At 71.1% G+C, this 15,876-nt stretch carries 18 protein-coding genes and 2 tRNA genes; 10 read left to right on the top strand and 10 right to left on the bottom strand.

The genetic code is table 11. From position 1 onward, the window contains the following. Positions 1-432 (bottom strand): YHS domain-containing (seleno)protein (locus tag Q0L11_RS23890; RefSeq protein ID WP_296600665.1); only part of this gene is annotated, 432 nt, incomplete at its 3' end. Between the two features lie 268 nt (positions 433-700). Continuing rightward, a tRNA-Pro gene (locus Q0L11_RS23885) sits at positions 701-777 on the bottom strand. 142 nt (positions 778-919) lie between these two features. Here Q0L11_RS23885 and Q0L11_RS23880 point away from each other — a divergent pair. From Q0L11_RS23880 to Q0L11_RS23865, 4 genes are all read left to right on the top strand, one after another. Further along, a tRNA-Gln gene (locus Q0L11_RS23880) sits at positions 920-993 on the top strand. 139 nt (positions 994-1,132) lie between these two features. Beyond that, complete coding sequence (locus tag Q0L11_RS23875) at positions 1,133-1,573, top strand: pyridoxamine 5'-phosphate oxidase family protein (RefSeq protein ID WP_296600664.1); 441 nt, start codon at positions 1,133-1,135, stop codon at positions 1,571-1,573. Further along, the gene (locus Q0L11_RS23870) at positions 1,566-1,832 is read left to right on the top strand and encodes a hypothetical protein (protein ID WP_296600663.1); all 267 of its coding nucleotides are present in this window, start codon (positions 1,566-1,568) and stop codon (positions 1,830-1,832) included. The genes Q0L11_RS23875 and Q0L11_RS23870 overlap by 8 nt, the downstream gene beginning before the upstream one ends. 60 nt (positions 1,833-1,892) lie before the next feature. After that, entirely contained in the window at positions 1,893-2,885 is a 993-nt protein-coding gene (locus Q0L11_RS23865) for a zinc-dependent alcohol dehydrogenase family protein (protein WP_296600662.1), read from the top strand. 12 nt (positions 2,886-2,897) lie between these two features. Here Q0L11_RS23865 and Q0L11_RS23860 read toward each other — a convergent pair whose 3' ends face one another. Together Q0L11_RS23860 and Q0L11_RS23855 are read right to left on the bottom strand one after the other, a co-directional pair. Next, positions 2,898-3,473, bottom strand: coding sequence for an ATP-binding protein (locus tag Q0L11_RS23860; RefSeq protein ID WP_296600661.1), 576 nt, complete (start codon positions 3,471-3,473; stop codon positions 2,898-2,900). A 96-nt stretch (positions 3,474-3,569) separates the two neighbouring features. Next, the gene (locus Q0L11_RS23855) at positions 3,570-3,824 is read right to left on the bottom strand and encodes a hypothetical protein (RefSeq protein WP_296600659.1); all 255 of its coding nucleotides are present in this window, start codon (positions 3,822-3,824) and stop codon (positions 3,570-3,572) included. 161 nt (positions 3,825-3,985) lie between these two features. Here Q0L11_RS23855 and Q0L11_RS23850 point away from each other — a divergent pair, with 161 nt between their 5' ends. Continuing rightward, positions 3,986-4,225 carry a hypothetical protein gene (locus tag Q0L11_RS23850; protein WP_296600657.1) on the top strand — a complete coding sequence of 80 codons (240 nt, stop codon included), beginning with the start codon at positions 3,986-3,988 and terminating at the stop codon, positions 4,223-4,225. 27 nt (positions 4,226-4,252) lie between these two features. Here the strand turns inward: Q0L11_RS23850 and Q0L11_RS23845 are convergent, their stop codons facing one another. After that, the gene (locus Q0L11_RS23845; protein WP_296600655.1) at positions 4,253-6,925 is read right to left on the bottom strand and encodes a bifunctional acetate--CoA ligase family protein/GNAT family N-acetyltransferase; all 2,673 of its coding nucleotides are present in this window, start codon (positions 6,923-6,925) and stop codon (positions 4,253-4,255) included. A 120-nt stretch (positions 6,926-7,045) separates the two neighbouring features. On the opposite strand from Q0L11_RS23845, the gene Q0L11_RS23840 reads away from it, so the two are divergent. From Q0L11_RS23840 to Q0L11_RS23830, 3 genes are all read left to right on the top strand, one after another. After that, positions 7,046-8,419, top strand: a complete 1,374-nt coding sequence (locus Q0L11_RS23840; protein WP_296600654.1) for a L,D-transpeptidase family protein — start codon at positions 7,046-7,048, stop codon at positions 8,417-8,419. 198 nt (positions 8,420-8,617) lie between these two features. Then, positions 8,618-9,964, top strand: coding sequence for an HWE histidine kinase domain-containing protein (locus Q0L11_RS23835; RefSeq protein WP_296600653.1), 1,347 nt, complete (start codon positions 8,618-8,620; stop codon positions 9,962-9,964). Then, the gene (locus Q0L11_RS23830) at positions 9,961-10,374 is read left to right on the top strand and encodes a response regulator (protein WP_296600652.1); all 414 of its coding nucleotides are present in this window, start codon (positions 9,961-9,963) and stop codon (positions 10,372-10,374) included. The genes Q0L11_RS23835 and Q0L11_RS23830 overlap by 4 nt, the downstream gene beginning before the upstream one ends. Here Q0L11_RS23830 and Q0L11_RS23825 read toward each other — a convergent pair. From Q0L11_RS23825 to Q0L11_RS23805, 5 genes are all read right to left on the bottom strand, one after another. Further along, positions 10,371-10,979, bottom strand: coding sequence for an NAD(P)H-dependent oxidoreductase (locus Q0L11_RS23825; protein ID WP_296600651.1), 609 nt, complete (start codon positions 10,977-10,979; stop codon positions 10,371-10,373). The two genes, Q0L11_RS23830 and Q0L11_RS23825, sit on opposite strands and share 4 nt — an antisense overlap. A 64-nt stretch (positions 10,980-11,043) precedes the next feature. Then, positions 11,044-11,454 (bottom strand): hypothetical protein, encoded by a 411-nt coding sequence (locus Q0L11_RS23820; RefSeq protein ID WP_296600649.1) that lies wholly within the window; start codon positions 11,452-11,454, stop codon positions 11,044-11,046. Positions 11,455-11,461: 7 nt separating this feature from the next. Beyond that, positions 11,462-12,229, bottom strand: coding sequence for an SDR family NAD(P)-dependent oxidoreductase (locus Q0L11_RS23815; protein ID WP_296600648.1), 768 nt, complete (start codon positions 12,227-12,229; stop codon positions 11,462-11,464). A gap of 74 nt (positions 12,230-12,303) precedes the next feature. Next, positions 12,304-12,951 carry an OmpW family outer membrane protein gene (locus Q0L11_RS23810; RefSeq protein WP_296600646.1) on the bottom strand — a complete coding sequence of 216 codons (648 nt, stop codon included), beginning with the start codon at positions 12,949-12,951 and terminating at the stop codon, positions 12,304-12,306. 115 nt (positions 12,952-13,066) lie between these two features. Then, positions 13,067-13,339 (bottom strand): hypothetical protein, encoded by a 273-nt coding sequence (locus Q0L11_RS23805; protein WP_296600645.1) that lies wholly within the window; start codon positions 13,337-13,339, stop codon positions 13,067-13,069. A gap of 299 nt (positions 13,340-13,638) precedes the next feature. Here Q0L11_RS23805 and ccoN point away from each other — a divergent pair, with 299 nt between their 5' ends. Continuing rightward, entirely contained in the window at positions 13,639-15,120 is a 1,482-nt protein-coding gene (gene ccoN, locus Q0L11_RS23800) for a cytochrome-c oxidase, cbb3-type subunit I (RefSeq protein WP_296600666.1), read from the top strand. Positions 15,121-15,131: 11 nt separating this feature from the next. Further along, a complete protein-coding gene (gene ccoO / locus Q0L11_RS23795; protein WP_296600643.1) occupies positions 15,132-15,869 on the top strand; it encodes a cytochrome-c oxidase, cbb3-type subunit II in 738 nt (245 codons plus the stop codon). Positions 15,870-15,876 lie beyond the last annotated feature (7 nt).

Below are 15,876 nucleotides of genomic sequence, written 5' to 3'. Positions count from 1 at the left end.
GTTGCCGGGGATGTCCTTGGCCCAGCGCTTCTGAACGTTCTGGTCGTAGTTCAGGTAGAGCTTGCCGCCCACGACCTTCCACGCCATCGGGTCGCCCTTGGCGGTATAGCCGCCGGCCACGGCCCAGGCGCAATAGCCGCCGTACTGCGGCGCATAAGCGACCGGGTTGGCCTTGAACTTCGCCAGGTTGGCGGCGTTGGCGAAGCGGAACTCCGCGCCCTTCCAGGTGGTGGCGAACTTCGCGTCCCCTTTAACCGGCACGCCGCCGAAATAGCTCACGGCGTCGTAGCCGCCGATGGCGACCTGGGAGAACGCGGGGGTGTAGATCTCAGGCGTGGCGGCCATCGCCGGGGCGGCCGGCAGGGCCGCGCCCAACGCGACGGCGGCCGCCGCAGCGGCGATGGCCTTCAGGTCGAAGGGTCTTGTTCTCAATTGGGCGTCCTCCACTACCGCCGCCGCTGCGGCGCGACCGAACGTCGGTCGATGCGGAGGGGTACCGGGACGGCCGGCGCGGCGCTCATGCCGAAAGGTTATGGAACGCCGAGGCCCTCCCTGCAGGCGGCTGGTGCGCCTCGCTGCGGTTCGGGCGGGCACGGGCCTGGCCGCGGCATCGCCACACAGCCACAGGGCCCGCCTAACTCGCGGACTTCACTAGGCTAACGGCTTTGGAGAATTCCCCGCCCGGGCCGCGGGGAGAAGATGGTCGGAGTGGCAGGATTTGAACCTGCGACCCCTGCGTCCCGAACGCAGTGCTCTACCAGACTGAGCCACACTCCGACTTGGAGGCGCGCTTATAGAGGAGGGTCCGCCGGCCTGCAAGCGGGGTAAAAAGAGGTTTGTCGGGGGCGTTGCATCGGCCCGCGCGCTGCGCTATTTCCCCCGCTCCCGAGGCCCTGAGGGTCCTCGCGGCCGTTCCTGCTGGGGAATGGTGTAATGGTAACACTGCGGTTTTTGGTACCGTCATTCTAGGTTCGAGTCCTAGTTCCCCAGCCACGGCCCTCGGCGTCAGGGACGCCGTACCTCCGAGATCCTGAATACGTTCGCCCGGCGCTGGCGGGCGGTCTTCATTGACCTTGCGCAAGGCGGATCCCGCGCGGATGCGCCATCACCCCTCCCGCGAGGAGGCCGTGCCATGCGAAACGAGGCCCAGATCGGCGCCGTCCTGTCCGAGGGACGCGACGCCACCATCGCCACCGTGATGGCCGACGGCGGGCCGCACGCCACCACCGTCAGCTATGCGAGCGAGGGGCCGAAGCTCTACTTCGGCTGCTCCAGCGGCTCGCTCAAGGCTGCCAACCTGGCGCGCGACGACCGGGTCGCAGTCACCGTCACCTTGCCTTACCGCGACTGGGCCGAGATTCGCGGCCTCTCCGCCCGAGGGCGCGCGCGCCGGCTTACGTCGGAAGAGGACATCGGCCGCGTCGGCCTGCTCTTCATGGGGAAGTTCAGCGAGGTCGCCCAGTACATCACCTCCGGCGACGCCGAGCTGGCGCTGTTCGAGGTCACCTTCGACGCCGTTGGACTGCTCGACTACCGTCAGGGCTTCGGCCACGTGGAGCATCTGGATGCGTGACATCGTGACGCCGCCGCCGGCGAAGCCGCGCACGGGCCTGGCCGTAGCCGGGCTCATCTGTCTGGTCCTGGGGCTGGCCGGCTTCGCGGCGATCGCCGCCGTGGTCTATGGCGACAGCGCCCTCGCCGAGACCTGGGCGATCCGTCTGGGTCTGGCCGGCGGGCTGCTCGCCTCGGCCACCGCGCAGATTCTGATCCTGATCGGCGGCTGGATGATCTGGCGCGCCACCCGGCGCACGGGTCCGAAAGGGCCGCTGTAGACCGGGCTTCCGCGCCGGCCCGAAAGGCGCCTCACTGCCTTGCCGATCCAGGAGCCTTCCATGCGCAAGATGGTGCTGGAGCAGCCCGGCCGGCCGCTCGTGGCCGAGACGTGCGATGCGCCCGAGCCCGGACCCGGCGAGCTGCGGCTGCGGGTTCTCGCCTGCGGCGTCTGCCGGACCGACCTGCACATCGTCGACGGCGAGCTCGCGGTGCGCCGGCCGCGTGTCTGTCCCGGGCACGAGGTGGTTGGGACGGTCGAGGCCATCGGTCCCGGCGTCACCGGCGTGGCCCTGGGCGAGCGGCGGGGCGCGCCCTGGCTGGGGGGAACGTGCGGGACCTGCCGCTATTGCCGCGCCGGGCGGGAGAACCTGTGCGAGGCGGCGGAGTTCACCGGCTGGACCCGTGACGGCGGCTACGCCTCGGCCATCATGGCGCGGGCGGCATTCACGTTTCCCCTGCCGGCGGGCCTGTCCGACGTTGAGGCCGCCCCGCTGATGTGCGCCGGGCTGATCGGCTTCCGCGCGTGGCGCATGGCGGGCGATCCGGCCCGTGTCCGCCGGCTAGGTCTCTACGGGTTCGGCGCGGCCGCCCACCTGCTGGCGCAGTTGGCGATCCACCAGGGCCAGGCCGTCCACGCGTTCACGCGGCCCGGCGATATGGCCGCCCAGGGGCTGGCGCGCGACCTGGGCTGCGCCTGGGCCGGCGGCTCGGACGAGCGGCCCTCCGAGCCTCTCGACGCCGCCATCATCTTCGCGCCGGTGGGCGAACTGGTTCCGGCCGCGCTGGCGGCGGTGGACAAGGGCGGCGTGGTGGTGTGCGGCGGGATCCACATGAGCGACATCCCGAGCTTCCCCTACGCCCTGCTTTGGGAGGAGCGCCGCCTCGTCTCGGTGGCCAACCTCACGCGCGAGGACGCCGCCGACTACCTTCCGCTGGCGGCGGCGGCCGGCGTGCGGCCGCACGTGAGCTGCTATCCGCTCTCGGAGGCCAACACGGCGCTGGCCGACCTGCGGCGGGGCGCCTTCGCCGGCGCCGCGGTGCTGACCCCTTAAGGGGCCCGCCCCTCAGTGGGTGGTCGGGTAGGAGACGGTGACCAGGCCGCCGCCGAACGGCGCGCTGCCGAGCCGCGCATAGCCTCCGAGGCTGCCGGCCAGCAGGTCGATCATCCGCGCGCCGCCCGCGTGGGCGCCGTGCGCCAGGTCGTCGATGCCCAGGCCGCTGTCGCGCACGGTGAGCAGGGTGCGGCCGCGCTCCTCGACCAGCCGGACCCAGATGCGTCCCTCGCCCCCGGACGGAAAGGCGTGGTTGAGGGCGTTGTCGACCGCCTCGCAGGCGACGGCGCCCAGGGCGACCAGTTCGCTGGCCGGCAGGGCCAGGTCGGCGGCGCAGTCGATGGCGATCCGGTGCGGGCCTTCCACGACGGCGCCGAGCAGCGCTTCCAGGAAGGGGCGCGCCGGCAGCGGATCGGACGCTTGGCCGTCCACTTGATCGGCGATGTCCTCGGACACCTCGCCCGCGCTGAGTTCGCGGCGGCGGCTGATCTGTTGGGCCAGGTCCGCCAGCCGGTTCAGCCGGTCCGCCGTTCGGGCGTCGGCCGCATCCCGCGCGAGCGCACGATCCGAGACGAAAGCTTCCTGCATCTTGACCTCCCTGCCGGAGCTGTCCGGCGTCCAAGTCAGCACAGCGCCGCGAACGGGGCTCCGCTTTGACCAAGGTCAAGTTCGCTGGGCTTGTGATCAGGCGTCGTTGAGCAGCGGCGCACGCACCCCGCCATTGGCGAGCTGGTCGGCCGCGACCTGGCTCCAGAGGTTGAGACAGGTGCAGCCCAGGTCGGTCGCCGCGTCCGCCCAGGCCAAATAGGCCCCGGTCCACACGGTCATCGCCTCCCGGCCGAGAGCATAGCTCGATAGCCAGGCATCGAGCGGGGCGGCGGCGAGCCTGGCGACGTTGGGCGTCGCGGGGATCGGCGCGGAAGCGGGCGGCTTGGGCATGGGCTCCTCCGGGCCCCAAGCTTCCCCGCCCGCCGGACGCAGCGCCTTGATGCCGATCAAGCGCGGCCGCGCGCCCTCCGTAGCGCTACCTAGGGAAGCGTCCCGAATGGCGAGCGGTCCGTCGCCGAGCTTAGCTGCGGACATCAACCAGGAGAGCCCGAATGTTCGCCGTCGCCCCCGTCAGCCCCGCGCTCGTCGCCCGGACCGACACCGCCGCCCACGCCGAGCGCTATCTGCTGGTCATGCCGGCCGGCGGCACGCAATGGGTGACGAACGCCGCGGACGCGACGCCCTTCGCCTCGATGCGCGAGGCCACGCGGATGGCGATGCGTCTTCCGGCCCGCGACCGCGCCTACGGCCTGCCGCGCGAAGCCGAACTGGCCGTCCAGAACATCCACTAAGGTCGCCGCCCGTCGCGGCGTCGCCGGCTAGTCGGCGGCGCGGGCGACGTTGCGGGTGACGCAGACCCGCGCCGGATCGCCGTCGGCGGCGCCGACGGTGAAGCCCAGGTCCCGCGAAAGCTGCAGCATGCGGCCGTTCTCCCGGGCCACGTCTCCCCACACCTCTCGCAGTCCTCGCGCGGCCGCGTAGTCGAGCACCGCCTGCAGCAGCAGGCCGCCCAGCCCGTGCCGCTGGTGATCGCTGCGCACCATCAGGGCGAACTCTGCGGTCTCGCCCTCCGGGTCCTCGACCAGGCGCCCCACGCCGACGATCTCGCCGTCTTCCGCCTCGGCCACCAGCGCCATGTGCCGGTCGTAGTCGATCTGGCTCAGCCGCGTGGCCAGGTCGGGGCTCAGGTGGCGCACCCCGCCGCTGAACCGCAGGTGGACGTCCTCGGGCGCGCAGCGGTCCACCATGTCGATCAACAGGTCCCGGTCCGCCGGGCGCACGGGCCGCACCGTGAACTCGAGCCCATCGACGCGCACCTTGCGCACCAGCTCCTTCGGATAGGGCAGGATCGCCGGCCGCGCCGTGGCGGCGTCGGGCCGCCGGACGCCGATGCGCGCGTCCAGCGCCAGGGCTCCGGTCTCGTCGCAGAGCACCGGGTTCAGATCGAGCTCCGCCACCTCGGGCAGGTCGGTCGCCAGCCGGCCCAGGCTCACCAGCAGGTCGGCCAGGGCGTCGAGATCCGCTCTCGGCACGTCGCGGAAGCCGCCCAGCAGGCGCGAGACGTGCGTCTGGCCCACCATGTCCAGCGCCAGCGCGTGACTGAGGGGCGGCAGGCCGATCGCCCGGTCGGCCAGCACCTCGACCGCGACGCCGCCGTGGCCGACCACGATCACCGGCCCGAATGTCGGATCGCGCACGATGCCCGCCAGGATCTCCTGGGCGTGGGGGCGCTTGATGGCCGGCTGCACGAGGAAGCCGTCGAGGCGCGCGTCCGGCCGGGCGGCCCGCACGCGCTCCAGCATCGCTTCGGCCGCGCGCTCGGCCTCCTCCGGGCCCCGCAGGCCGACGACCACGCCGCCCACGTCCGACTTGTGGCTGATGTCGGGCGAATGGATCTTGAGGGCCACCGCGGCGTCCGCGTGATGGGCCTGCACCAGCCGCGCCACCTCGGCCGGCGCGGCGGCCAGACGGATTTCCGGCGTGGCGACGCCGTACGCATGCAGGATCGCCTGGACCTCCAGCGGATCCAGGCTGGCGCGCCCCGCGGCCAGGGCCGCCTCGATGATCGGGCGGGCGGCCTCGATGCCCGAAGCGCCGCCCTCGTCCGGCGCTTCGAGCAGCAGCGCCCGGAACCGGCCGAGGGCGTCCAGGCGGGCGAAGGCCCGGGCGGCCGGCTCGGCGGTGGGATAGGTGGGCAGGCCGGCGGCGGCCAGGCGCGCCCGGCCCGCCGCCACCGAGGGCTCGCCCAGCCAAGCGGCCAGCACGGGCTTGCCGCGGCGGGCGGCCTGGCGGGCCGCGACCACAGCCTCCGCGGCGGCGTCGCTGTCGGCCACGGCCGTCGGGCAGTTGATCGTCAGGACCGCATCGACCTCGGGGGCTTCCAGCAGCGCCTCCAGGCTGCGGGCGTAGAGGTCGGGGCCGGCGTCGCCCAGGATGTCGACCGGATTGCCGGCCGAGGCGTGGGCCGGAAGGATGGCCTTCAGACGGCTCTGGGTCTCGGCCGACAGCACCGAGAGCCGCCCGCCGGCCCGCTCGAAGGCGTCGGCCGCCAGCACCGCCGCGCCGCCGCCGTTGGTGAGCAGCGTCAGCGTCCCGCCCGCGGTGGGCGCGGCGCTTACCAGCAGTGCGGTGTCGAGCAGCTCGTCCAGCCCGTCTACCTGCAGCACGCCAGCCCGGCGGAACGCGGCGGAATAGACGGCGTCGGCGCCTGCGAGCGCGCGCGTGTGGGAGAACGCCGCCTTGGCGCCCGCTGCGCTGCGCCCGCCCTTCAGCAACACCACCGGCTTGGCCCGGGCCGCGTAGCGGGCCGCGCTCATGAACTTGCGGGCGTCGTGCAGGCTCTCGAGGTAGACGAGGATGGCCCGGGTCGCCGCGTCGCGGCCCAGGTGGTCCAGAACGTCGCCCAGGTCGATGTCGAGCGCATCGCCCAGCGTGACCACATGGCTGAAGCCCAGGCCGTGCGCTGGCGCCCAGTCGAGGGCCGCGGCGGCCACTGCGCCTGACTGCGCAACCAGCGCCAATCCCCCCGCCGGGGGTGTCCCACGGGCGAAGCTGGCGTTTAGCCCGGTGCGCGGCGAGAGCACGCCCAGGCAATTGGGGCCGACGATCCGCAGCAGGTGCGGACGCGAGGCGGCGAGCAGCGCCTCGCGCAGCGCCGCGCTCTGTGGGTCGTCGCCTTCGAAGCCGGCGCTGATGACCACGGCGGCGCGGCAGCCGCGGGCGCCCAGGTCGGAGATCAGTTGCGGCACGACCGCCGCGGGTGTGGCGATCACCGCCAGGTCCGGCGTCTGCGGCAGTTCGGCGACGCTGCGCCAGGCGGGCCGCCCGCTCACCGGCTCGCCCTTGCCGTTCACGAACAGGATTTCGCCGGCGAAACCGCCCGCCAGCAGGTTCGCCGCCAGGACCTGGCCGACGGAGCCGGGGCGGTTGCTGGCGCCGATCAGCGCCACGCAACGCGGCGCGAACAGCGCCTCGAAATTGCGGGTGGTCATGTGCGCCCTTTGGCCTGGAGTTCGGTCCGCGGCCTTGATCGACCGCAAGACCCTCGCAGCTTGATCTCGGTCACGGCGGTACTGGCAGGAAGCCGCAGGATGATGACGAGGAGAGTTTTTTTGATCGACACTCGTCAAGTCAATCGCCGCGCGCTGGCGGGCGGCCTCGTGGCCCTCATCGCGGCGCCGTTCACTGCGCGCGCGCAAACAAGCCCCATGGTCTTCACCGCGGCGGAGCGGCGCGCCATCGGGGCGGCGCTGGGCCTCGGTATGGAGGTGTTCAGCCTCGACGACGCGACCCTGTCGGCGCGGACCCTGGCCTTCGCGCGCACGGAGGCGGGCCTGCGGCTGTCGCCGATCCGGATCGACAGCGCCTGGGCCCTGACGCCGCCCCCGCGCGACTTGCCGGCGGAGTTCTCGGCGGCGCGAGCCGGGGGCCGGCTGGCCGAATGGCTGCAGGGGCTGGGTCCCCGCGCGCCGGGCTACCGAGCGCTGCAGGAGGCCCGCGGCCGCTACGCCCTGCTCGCGGCGGCCGGCGGATGGCCGACCGTCGCCCAAGGTCCCTCCCTACGGGTAGGCGACACGGGGCCGGACGTCGCGGCGGTGCGCGCGCGTCTCGCCGCCGAGGGCTACGGCGAGCCCGCGCAGGCCCTCGCTGTCTACGACGAGCCGATGGCAGGCGCAGTGCGCGCCTTCCAGGGCCTGCACGGCCTGGACGCGGACGGTGTGGTGGGGCCGGCCACGCGCGAGGCGCTCGGCGTGTCCGCAGCGGCGCGCCTCGACCAGATCGACGCCAACCTGGAGCGCTGGCGCTGGACCCGTTCGCCCGCGGCCGACCGGGTGACGGTCGACACGGGTTTCCAGGAGGCCGTGCTGTTCCGCGGCGGCTCGCCCGCCCTGCGCATGCGCGCCATCGTGGGGTCGCCGCAGCATCCGACGCCGATGTTCCGGTCGGCGCTGCGGGCCGTCGTGTTCAATCCCCCCTGGAACGTGCCGGACTCCATCGCGAACAACGAACTGCTGCCAGCGGCGGCACGGCGGCCGGGCCTCCTCGAATCCATGGGCATCCGCCGGGTGGACGGGCGGCTCCAGCAGCGCCCTGGCCCGAACAACTCGCTCGGCCAGGTGAAGTTCGATCTCGACAGCCCGTTCGGCGTCTATCTGCACGATACGCCGGGCAAGGGCCTGTTCGCCCGCCCGCAACGCGCTTTCAGCCACGGCTGCATGCGGCTGGAGAAGCCGCGCGAGCTCGCCGCCGCGCTGCTCGGCTGGAGTTCGGCGGAGGTCGACGCGGCCATCGCCGGCCGGGCTACGCGCCGCCTCTCGCTGCGCCGCCCGGTGGCGGTGGACGTGCTGCACCGGACCGTGCGCGTCGAGGCCGACGGCCGCGTGGCGTTCCGCCCCGACATTTACGGCTGGGACCGCAAGCTTACCGCCGCGCTGGGCGAGCCGGCGGCGACGTCCGCGGCCCGCACGCCCGAACGATCGGCGTGACGCCCTGGAAGAACGACGCGGCCCGCCTTGACCTTGCGCAAGGCGAGGCGCCTGCGCGGGCTTATCCTCCGCGCCGATCCGGAGATTCCCGATGACCGCCCCCAGCCCCGCCAAGGACTTTGCGTCGGGCGCTTCCCGCGCTCGCGCGTGATGGGGGCGCGAGTCGGATCGGCCGCTGCGGCGTGGCGGCGTGTGCGCTTGGCGCTGGCCTGGCGAGGTCTCGCGACCGGCTGGCCGTCGGGCGCGGCGTCCCGGCTCGGCGGTCTTGCGCTGCCGGCGAGCGCCACGGCGCTGCTGACGGCTGCGGCGAGCGGCTTGCCGGCGCACGGTCTGGACATCGCGGGCGTGCTGGTGGCCGTGACCGTCGCGACCCTCGCCTTCGGGCCGGCGGCCGGACTCCTGGTCCTCGCGGCGGGGCTTTCGGTCGAGGCGCTGGTCGTGGGGCGTGGCGCGATCGACCTCACCGTCCTTGGGGGCGCCGGTGTCGTCGAGCTGGCGGCCGTGGCCTTCGCCCTTCGCCGCCTGCTCCGCGCGCGCGCCGAGGTTTCCGGCGCCGAGCGCATGCTTGAGGACGTCCGCACCACCGAAGCGCGGTTCCGGGGCCTGCTGGAAGGTGCGCCGGACGCCATCGTGATCTCGAACCGGGATGGCCGGATCTCGCTCCTCAACGCCGAAGCCGAGCGGCTGTTCGGCTACGACCGGGCCGAGATGCTGGGCCAGCCCATCGACATGCTGATGCCCGAGCGGTTCCGCGGCCGGCACGCGGGGCATGTCGCGGCGTACCTGGCCCAGCCTACGACCCGGCGCATGGGCGACGGCTCCAACATGTTCGGCCGGCGCAAGGATGGCTCGGAGTTCCCGATCGAGACGAACCTCAGCCTGCTCTCCGACCATGGCGAAGCGCTCGTCACCAGCGTCATCCGCGATCTCACCCCCAGGCGCGAGGTGCAGGAGCGCGAGGCCCTGCTGATGCGCGAGCTGAACCACCGGGTGAAGAACACGCTCGCCAGCGTGCAGTCGATCGTCGCCCAGACGTTGCGCTCTGCCGTCCACCCGAAGGCCTTCAGCCAGGCCGTGCTCGCGCGCATCGCGGCGCTTTCGCAGAGCCACGACCTGCTCACCCGCAACGATTGGACGGGCGCCCGCCTCGTCGAGATCGTCTCCGAGCAACTGCGTCCCTACGCCCGCGACGGAGCGCCGTTCGAGGTGTCGGGTCCCGACCTGACCCTGCGCCCCAATCGCGCCGTCACCCTGGGCATGGCGGTGGGCGAGCTCGCCACCAACGCCGCCAAGTTCGGCGCCCTGTCCGCAGGCGGCGCGGTGACCGTCGAATGGTCTGTGCGCGAGGGTCCTGCCGGGCGTGTGCTGCGCCTCACCTGGCGCGAGGTCGGCGGCCCGTCGGTCTCGCCACCGGAACACGAGGGCTTCGGCACCCGGCTGATCAAGCGCAGCCTCGCGGCCGGGTTGCACGGGTCGGCCGAGCTGGACTACGGCCTGGCCGGCCTCACCGCGACGCTGGAGTTCCCGCTGGTGGAGGGCGAATGACCACGGCGCCTGCAGGATCCCTGGCCGGTCGGCGAATCCTCGTGGTCGACGACGAGCCGCTCGTGGCGATGCTGATCGAGGACCTGCTGCGCGACGAGGGCGTCGAGGTGGTGGGGCCCGCCTCCTCGCTCGCCCAGGCGCTGGAGCTCGCGGGCGATCCCGGCCTGGACGGCGCGCTGCTGGACGTGAATCTCGCCGGCGAGTTCGTCTATCCGGTCGCCGAGATCCTGCGGGCGCGCGACGTGCCCTTCGCCTTCGTCACCGGATACGGCCGCGCCGGCCTCGACCCCGACTTCGCGGACGCGCCGGTGATGCCGAAGCCCGTGCCCCTGGTCGGCTTCGCCCGGGAGATCGTCCGGCTCCTGGCCCGAGGTCCCGGCGCGGCCGCTAGATGTGAGGTCCCGACCTAGCTCGCCGTCGGCGGATGGGCGCGGAAGTGGGCGTTCGTCACCGTCTTCACCCGGCCGAGGATCTCGCCCGCCGCCACGTCGGTCAGGTCCGAGACGATCCCGCCGAAATGCACGTGGTCTTCCACCACCAGCCCGCAGGTGCCGGCCAGGTGGCGGTCGAACAGCCGCGTCAGGTCGTTCAACGCGCCGGTGTCGCGCACCCAATGGTCGGGCGCTCCCGAGGTGCTGAAGCTGATCAGCCGCCGGCCGACCAGCGCCGGCGCGTTGCCGCCCGCGCCTGGGTTGAAGCCGAAGCCCATGCCGAACACCCGGTCCACATAGCCCTTGAGAATCGCGGGCGGCGCGTTGAACCAGAACGGATAGACCAGTGCGAAGACGTCTGCGTCGGCCAGCATTTCGCGCTCCCGCCGCACGTCGTCGTGGAACTTCGGCGCCTTGCGGCCTGGAATCTCGTCGGCCTTCAGGCACGGGTCGAAATGCATCGCATAGAGGTCGCGCACGACGACCTCGTGGCCGAGGCGTCGCGCCTCCTCCTCGTAGGCCGCGGCGATGGCGGCGTTGAGGCTCTTGCGGGCGGGATGGGCGAGGATGAGGGCGTGTTTCATGGCGACGTCCTGGACTCGGGCCAAGCGACCTTAGACCGGGGCGCGGCGGCCGTCTTGATCGATGTCAGGTCCGCCCGGTCTGCAGGCGGCGGACCAGCCATGGGGTCAGCGCCATCGCCAGCAGGCCCAGCGGCATGAGGCCGCCGCGGGCCAGGTCGTAGTCCTCCAGAAGCCGGCCCCAGCCGAGGCCCATGACGCGGCCCAGCCCGAACTCGAAGGCGAGGGTGAGGCCGGCCCAGAGCGCGCCCACCGCCAGCGCGCCGGCCGCACTTCGGATCCGCATCCATGGCAGGCAGAACCAGGTGATGGCGAAGATCACCGCCACGCCGATAAGCACCGAGGCCTGGCGTACGACGAATTCCACCTGTGGCCCCGCCAAGACGCGGCGCAGGGCCCCCTGCGCGCTCTCGGTCGCCACGATCAGCAGCCAGACCGCCAGAGCGCGGAGCAGGGTGGGCAGGCTGAAGGCCGGCACGGCGCCGTCACCGGGCCGTGTAGCCGCCGTCGATGACCAGCTCCGCGCCGGTCACGAACTTGGCCTCGTCCGAGGCGAGATAGACGCAGCCCCAGGCGATGTCGTCGGGCTCGCCGATATGGCCGAGCGGATGCAGGGCCGCGAGCTGGGCCTGCGCCGTCGCCTCGTCGCCCAGGTCGTGCACGTAGCCTTCCACCATCGGCGTCTGGATGAAGCCGGGGTGGATCGAGTTCACGCGGATGCGGTCGGGGGCATAGATCAGGGCGTCGGTCTTGCTCATGAGGCGCACGGCGCCCTTCGAGGCGTGATAGGGCGGCACGTCGGGCGCGCTGACCAGGCCGTAGATCGAGCTGAGGTTGATGATGCTGCCGCCGCCGGCCCGCCGCAGGTGCGGGATGGCGTGCTTGGTGCAGAAGAATACGCCCTTGACGTTCACCGCCTGGACGGCGTCCCACTCGGCCTCGGTGAGCTCGTGGGTGGGCTTGCTCGCGCCGGCGATACCGGCATTGTTCACCAGGACGTCGAGCCGGCCGAACCGCTGCACGACCTGGCCGATCACCTTCTCGACGTCGGCCTCGCGGGAGACGTCCAGGGGCCAGGCGCAGGCCTGGAAGCCGCGGCCGTTGAGCTCGTCGGCGAGCTCGCCGGCCTCCTTGGTCAGGCGGTCGGTGATGGCGACCTTCGCGCCTTCCTCGGCCATCCGGATCGCGGTGGCGCGCCCGAGACCGAGCGCGCCGCCTGTGATCAAGGCGACCTTGCCCTTGAGCCTGCCCATGGGTTTCCTCCGTTTTCGTTGGAGATACCCTGGGCCTCAACGGCAAGGCGCGCCTTGCGAAGGATCAACGAGACTTAGAACCGGTAGCCCACGCCCGCCGACAGGACCCAGGGGTTGAGCGTCACCTTCGACTTCACGCCCTTGGCGCGATCCACCGCGTCGGTCTCGAAGAATACCTTCTTGGCGTCCAGGTTGACCGCCCAGCGGCCCTTCGTGGCGATGTCGATGCCGGCCTGCAGGGCCGTGCCGAATCCGTCGTCGATCTTCAGGTTGAAGCCGTTCTTGTTGTCGCCGCCGTAGAACAGCATGTAGTTCACGCCCGCGCCGATATAGGGGCTGACCCGCGCGCCCGGCGCGAAGTGGTACTGCACCGTCAGGACCGGCGGCAGGACCCAGGTATCCTTGAGCTTCAGGTCGGTGCCCGGCGCCTTGGCCCTCACCGTGTGCTGCGTCGTGCCGGCGATGATTTCCGCCGCCACGTGGTCGGTGAAGAAGTAGGTCACGCCGATGGTCGGCATCACGTCGTAGCCGACCTTGGCGCGCAGACCCGTCGAGGCGCCGGCGAGGGTGGTGATCGGATCGCTGCCCGTGGGCGACACATCGGTCACGCGCACGTTGAGGACGATGTCGCCCTTGGCCTTGGGCTGGAAGTCCTGCGCCTGGGCCGCGCCACCGGCGGCCAGCAGGGCGGCCGCGGCCGCGACGATGATCTTGGTGTTCATAGGTCTATCCCCTTGGAGGCGGCTTTAGAGCGCCGCTTGCCGGGGGGTTTGCGCCGTATCCGGAAGCTTGGCCTTGATCTGGAGCAAACCTAAGCTTCGAAAGGATCGGCGCCTTTTAGGTGGCCTTGCGGGCCGCGCCGCGAGCGGCGCCCGGCCGCACCGCATAGGCGAATGCGGTGAGCCCCGCCAGGCCGAGACTCACCGCTCCGAGGCACCATCCGCAATGGGGGTGGGGGCTGGCGCCGCAGATCACTCCGAGGAGACGCATGTGCTGCGCCGCACGGTCCGCCGCGAGGGCGGTGCTGGCGGTGAGCAGGACGCCGACGAACGCCGCGCCCAGGCGTAGGACCTGATCTTCTGTGGGACGGCGCGAGACGGACGTCGGCATGCTGGGTCTCCGATTGCCGTGCCAGCGTGTCGCACACGTCGCCGGTGGGCATTGACCGATATCAAGGCCCCTGCGGCCACGCTGGGCCAAAGGCTCGCAGTCTCTCAAACGCACCCGTGGAATCCATGACGCAGGCTGCAGCCCGAAGCGACGACGCACCCTTCGATGCGATCGCGCTCTACACATTCACCGGCCTGGCCGCGCTTCTCGCGCTGCTGGCCACGGCGTTCACCAAGGACCCGCTCTTCCGGTTCCACGGCTATGTGATGCTCGTGGGCTTCCTCATCGCCTTCCTGACGATGACGGTAGGCCTCGGCTCCGGCCGCTTCCGCAGTGACCAGACCCGCTACGCCGACGGCGTCGTCCGGGCCGGGGTCATCGCCACCATGTTCTGGGCCGTCGCCGGCCTGGCGGCAGGCGTGGTCGCAGCGGCCCAGCTTAGCTGGCCGACGATCTTCTACTTCCCGGACTTCCCGTATCTGAACTTCGGCCGGCTACGGCCGCTGCACACGTCGGCGGTGATCTTCGCCTTCGGGGGCAACGCCCTGATCGCGACGTCCTTCTACGTGGTCCAGCGGACCTGCAAGGCCCGCCTCGCCGGCGGCGCCTGGCCCTGGTTCGTGTTCTGGGGCTACCAGCTCTTCATCGTGCTGGCCGCCACCGGCTACCTCGCCGGGATCACCCAGAGCCGCGAGTACGCCGAGCCCGAATGGTACGTCGACCTCTGGCTGACGATCGTTTGGGTGGCCTACCTCCTGGTCTTCCTGGGCACGATCTGGAAGCGCAAGGAGCCGCACATCTACGTGGCGAACTGGTTCTACCTGGCCTTCATCGTCACGATCGCCATCCTGCACCTGGTCAACAACGCCGCCATTCCGGTGGGCCTGCTCGAGACCAAGAGCTATTCGGCTTTCGCGGGTGTCCAAGATGCGCTGATCCAGTGGTGGTACGGCCACAACGCGGTGGGCTTCTTCCTGACCGCCGGCTTCCTGGCCATGATGTACTACTTCGTCCCGAAGCGGGTCGAACGGCCGGTCTATTCGTACCGCCTGTCGATCGTGCACTTCTGGTCGCTGATCTTCATCTACATCTGGGCCGGTCCGCACCACCTGCACTACACCGCCTTGCCGCAGTGGGCGCAGACGCTGGGCATGACCTTCTCGATCATGCTGTGGATGCCGTCCTGGGGCGGCATGATCAACGGCCTGATGACCCTGTCGGGCGCGTGGGACAAGCTGCGCACCGACCCGGTGGTCCGCATGATGGTCGTGGCCATCGCCTTCTACGGCATGTCCACCTTCGAAGGTCCCCTGATGTCGATCCGCGCGGTCAACGCGCTGTCGCACTACACCGACTGGACCATCGGCCACGTGCACTCCGGCGCCCTCGGCTGGGTCGGCTTCATCAGCTTCGGCGCGGTGTACTGCCTCGTCCCGTGGCTGTGGAAGAAGGACAGCCTCTACTCGAACCGCCTGGTCGAGTGGCACTTCTGGATCGCGACCACCGGCATCCTGCTCTACATCGCCGCGATGTGGGTCTCCGGGATCATGGAAGGCCTCATGTGGCGGGAATACACGCCGCAGGGCTACCTCGCGAACGCGTTCGTTGAAACCGTCGCGGCCAAGCACATCGAGAACGTCATCCGGACGGTCGGGGGTCTTATGTACCTCGCCGGCGCGGTGATCATGTCCTTCAACCTGTGGCGCACGATCCGCATGCCCAGTCCCACGACTGCGAGCGTGCAATCCCTCGGCGTCCCCGCCCTGGCGGCGGCTGAGTAGGGCCCGCGAACATGTGGAAGCGTCACGAAAAGTTCGAGCGCCATTCGCTCGTCCTGCTGATCGGCATCATCGTCGTGGTGTCGATCGGCGGTCTCGTCGAGATCAGCCCGCTCTTCTACCTGGAGAGCACGATCGAGAAGGTGCAGGGCGTCCGTCCCTACACCCCGCTCGAGCAGGCCGGCCGCGACATCTACGTCCGCGAGGGGTGCTACGTCTGTCACTCGCAGATGATCCGCCCGCTGCGCGACGAGGTCGAGCGGTACGGCCATTACAGCCTGGCGGCCGAGAGCATGTACGACCACCCGTTCCAGTGGGGGTCCAAGCGCACGGGTCCCGACCTGGCGCGCGTGGGCGGCAAGTACTCGGACAATTGGCATCATGACCACCTGACGGATCCCCGCTCGGTGGTGCCGGAATCCAACATGCCGCCGTACAAGTTCCTGGCGGAGAAGGATCTCGACTACCGGGCCATCGAGCAGCGGTTGTCGACCCTCAAGGCTGTCGGCGTGCCCTACACCAAGGACCAGATCGCCAACGCCACGGCCGACCTCGAACAGCAGGTCGATCCGTACGCCGGCGAAACCTCGGGCGTGAAGAAGCGCTACGGCGCGAAGGTCAATCAGCGCGACTTCGACGGCGACCCCTCGAAGCTGAGCGAGATGGACGCCCTGATCGCCTACCTCCAGGTCCTGGGCACCATGGTCGATTTCCGCACCTACAAGGCGGAAGACCCGGAGAACCTGCGATGAGCGGCCT

This window comes from Phenylobacterium sp., assembly GCF_024508875.1.
Taxonomy (GTDB): domain Bacteria; phylum Pseudomonadota; class Alphaproteobacteria; order Caulobacterales; family Caulobacteraceae; genus Phenylobacterium.
The sequence above is the reverse complement of the archived record's forward strand: the minus strand, read 5'-3'. Positions and strand labels throughout refer to the sequence as shown.

Excerpts from the sequence above, each read along its gene's own strand:
- Q0L11_RS23875 (WP_296600664.1), top strand. The coding sequence starts at position 1,133 with ATGCGAAACGAGGCCCAGATCGGCGCCGTCCTGTCCGAGGGACGCGAC.
- Q0L11_RS23870 (WP_296600663.1), top strand. The coding sequence starts at position 1,566 with ATGCGTGACATCGTGACGCCGCCGCCGGCGAAGCCGCGCACGGGCCTG.
- Q0L11_RS23865 (WP_296600662.1), top strand. The coding sequence starts at position 1,893 with ATGCGCAAGATGGTGCTGGAGCAGCCCGGCCGGCCGCTCGTGGCCGAG.
- Q0L11_RS23860 (WP_296600661.1), bottom strand. The coding sequence starts at position 3,473 with ATGCAGGAAGCTTTCGTCTCGGATCGTGCGCTCGCGCGGGATGCGGCC.
- Q0L11_RS23855 (WP_296600659.1), bottom strand. The coding sequence starts at position 3,824 with ATGCCCAAGCCGCCCGCTTCCGCGCCGATCCCCGCGACGCCCAACGTC.
- Q0L11_RS23850 (WP_296600657.1), top strand. The coding sequence starts at position 3,986 with ATGTTCGCCGTCGCCCCCGTCAGCCCCGCGCTCGTCGCCCGGACCGAC.
- Q0L11_RS23845 (WP_296600655.1), bottom strand. The coding sequence starts at position 6,925 with ATGACCACCCGCAATTTCGAGGCGCTGTTCGCGCCGCGTTGCGTGGCG.
- Q0L11_RS23830 (WP_296600652.1), top strand. The coding sequence starts at position 9,961 with ATGACCACGGCGCCTGCAGGATCCCTGGCCGGTCGGCGAATCCTCGTG.
- Q0L11_RS23825 (WP_296600651.1), bottom strand. The coding sequence starts at position 10,979 with ATGAAACACGCCCTCATCCTCGCCCATCCCGCCCGCAAGAGCCTCAAC.
- Q0L11_RS23815 (WP_296600648.1), bottom strand. The coding sequence starts at position 12,229 with ATGGGCAGGCTCAAGGGCAAGGTCGCCTTGATCACAGGCGGCGCGCTC.
- Q0L11_RS23810 (WP_296600646.1), bottom strand. The coding sequence starts at position 12,951 with ATGAACACCAAGATCATCGTCGCGGCCGCGGCCGCCCTGCTGGCCGCC.
- Q0L11_RS23805 (WP_296600645.1), bottom strand. The coding sequence starts at position 13,339 with ATGCCGACGTCCGTCTCGCGCCGTCCCACAGAAGATCAGGTCCTACGC.
- ccoN (WP_296600666.1), top strand. The coding sequence starts at position 13,639 with ATGACGGTAGGCCTCGGCTCCGGCCGCTTCCGCAGTGACCAGACCCGC.
- ccoO (WP_296600643.1), top strand. The coding sequence starts at position 15,132 with ATGTGGAAGCGTCACGAAAAGTTCGAGCGCCATTCGCTCGTCCTGCTG.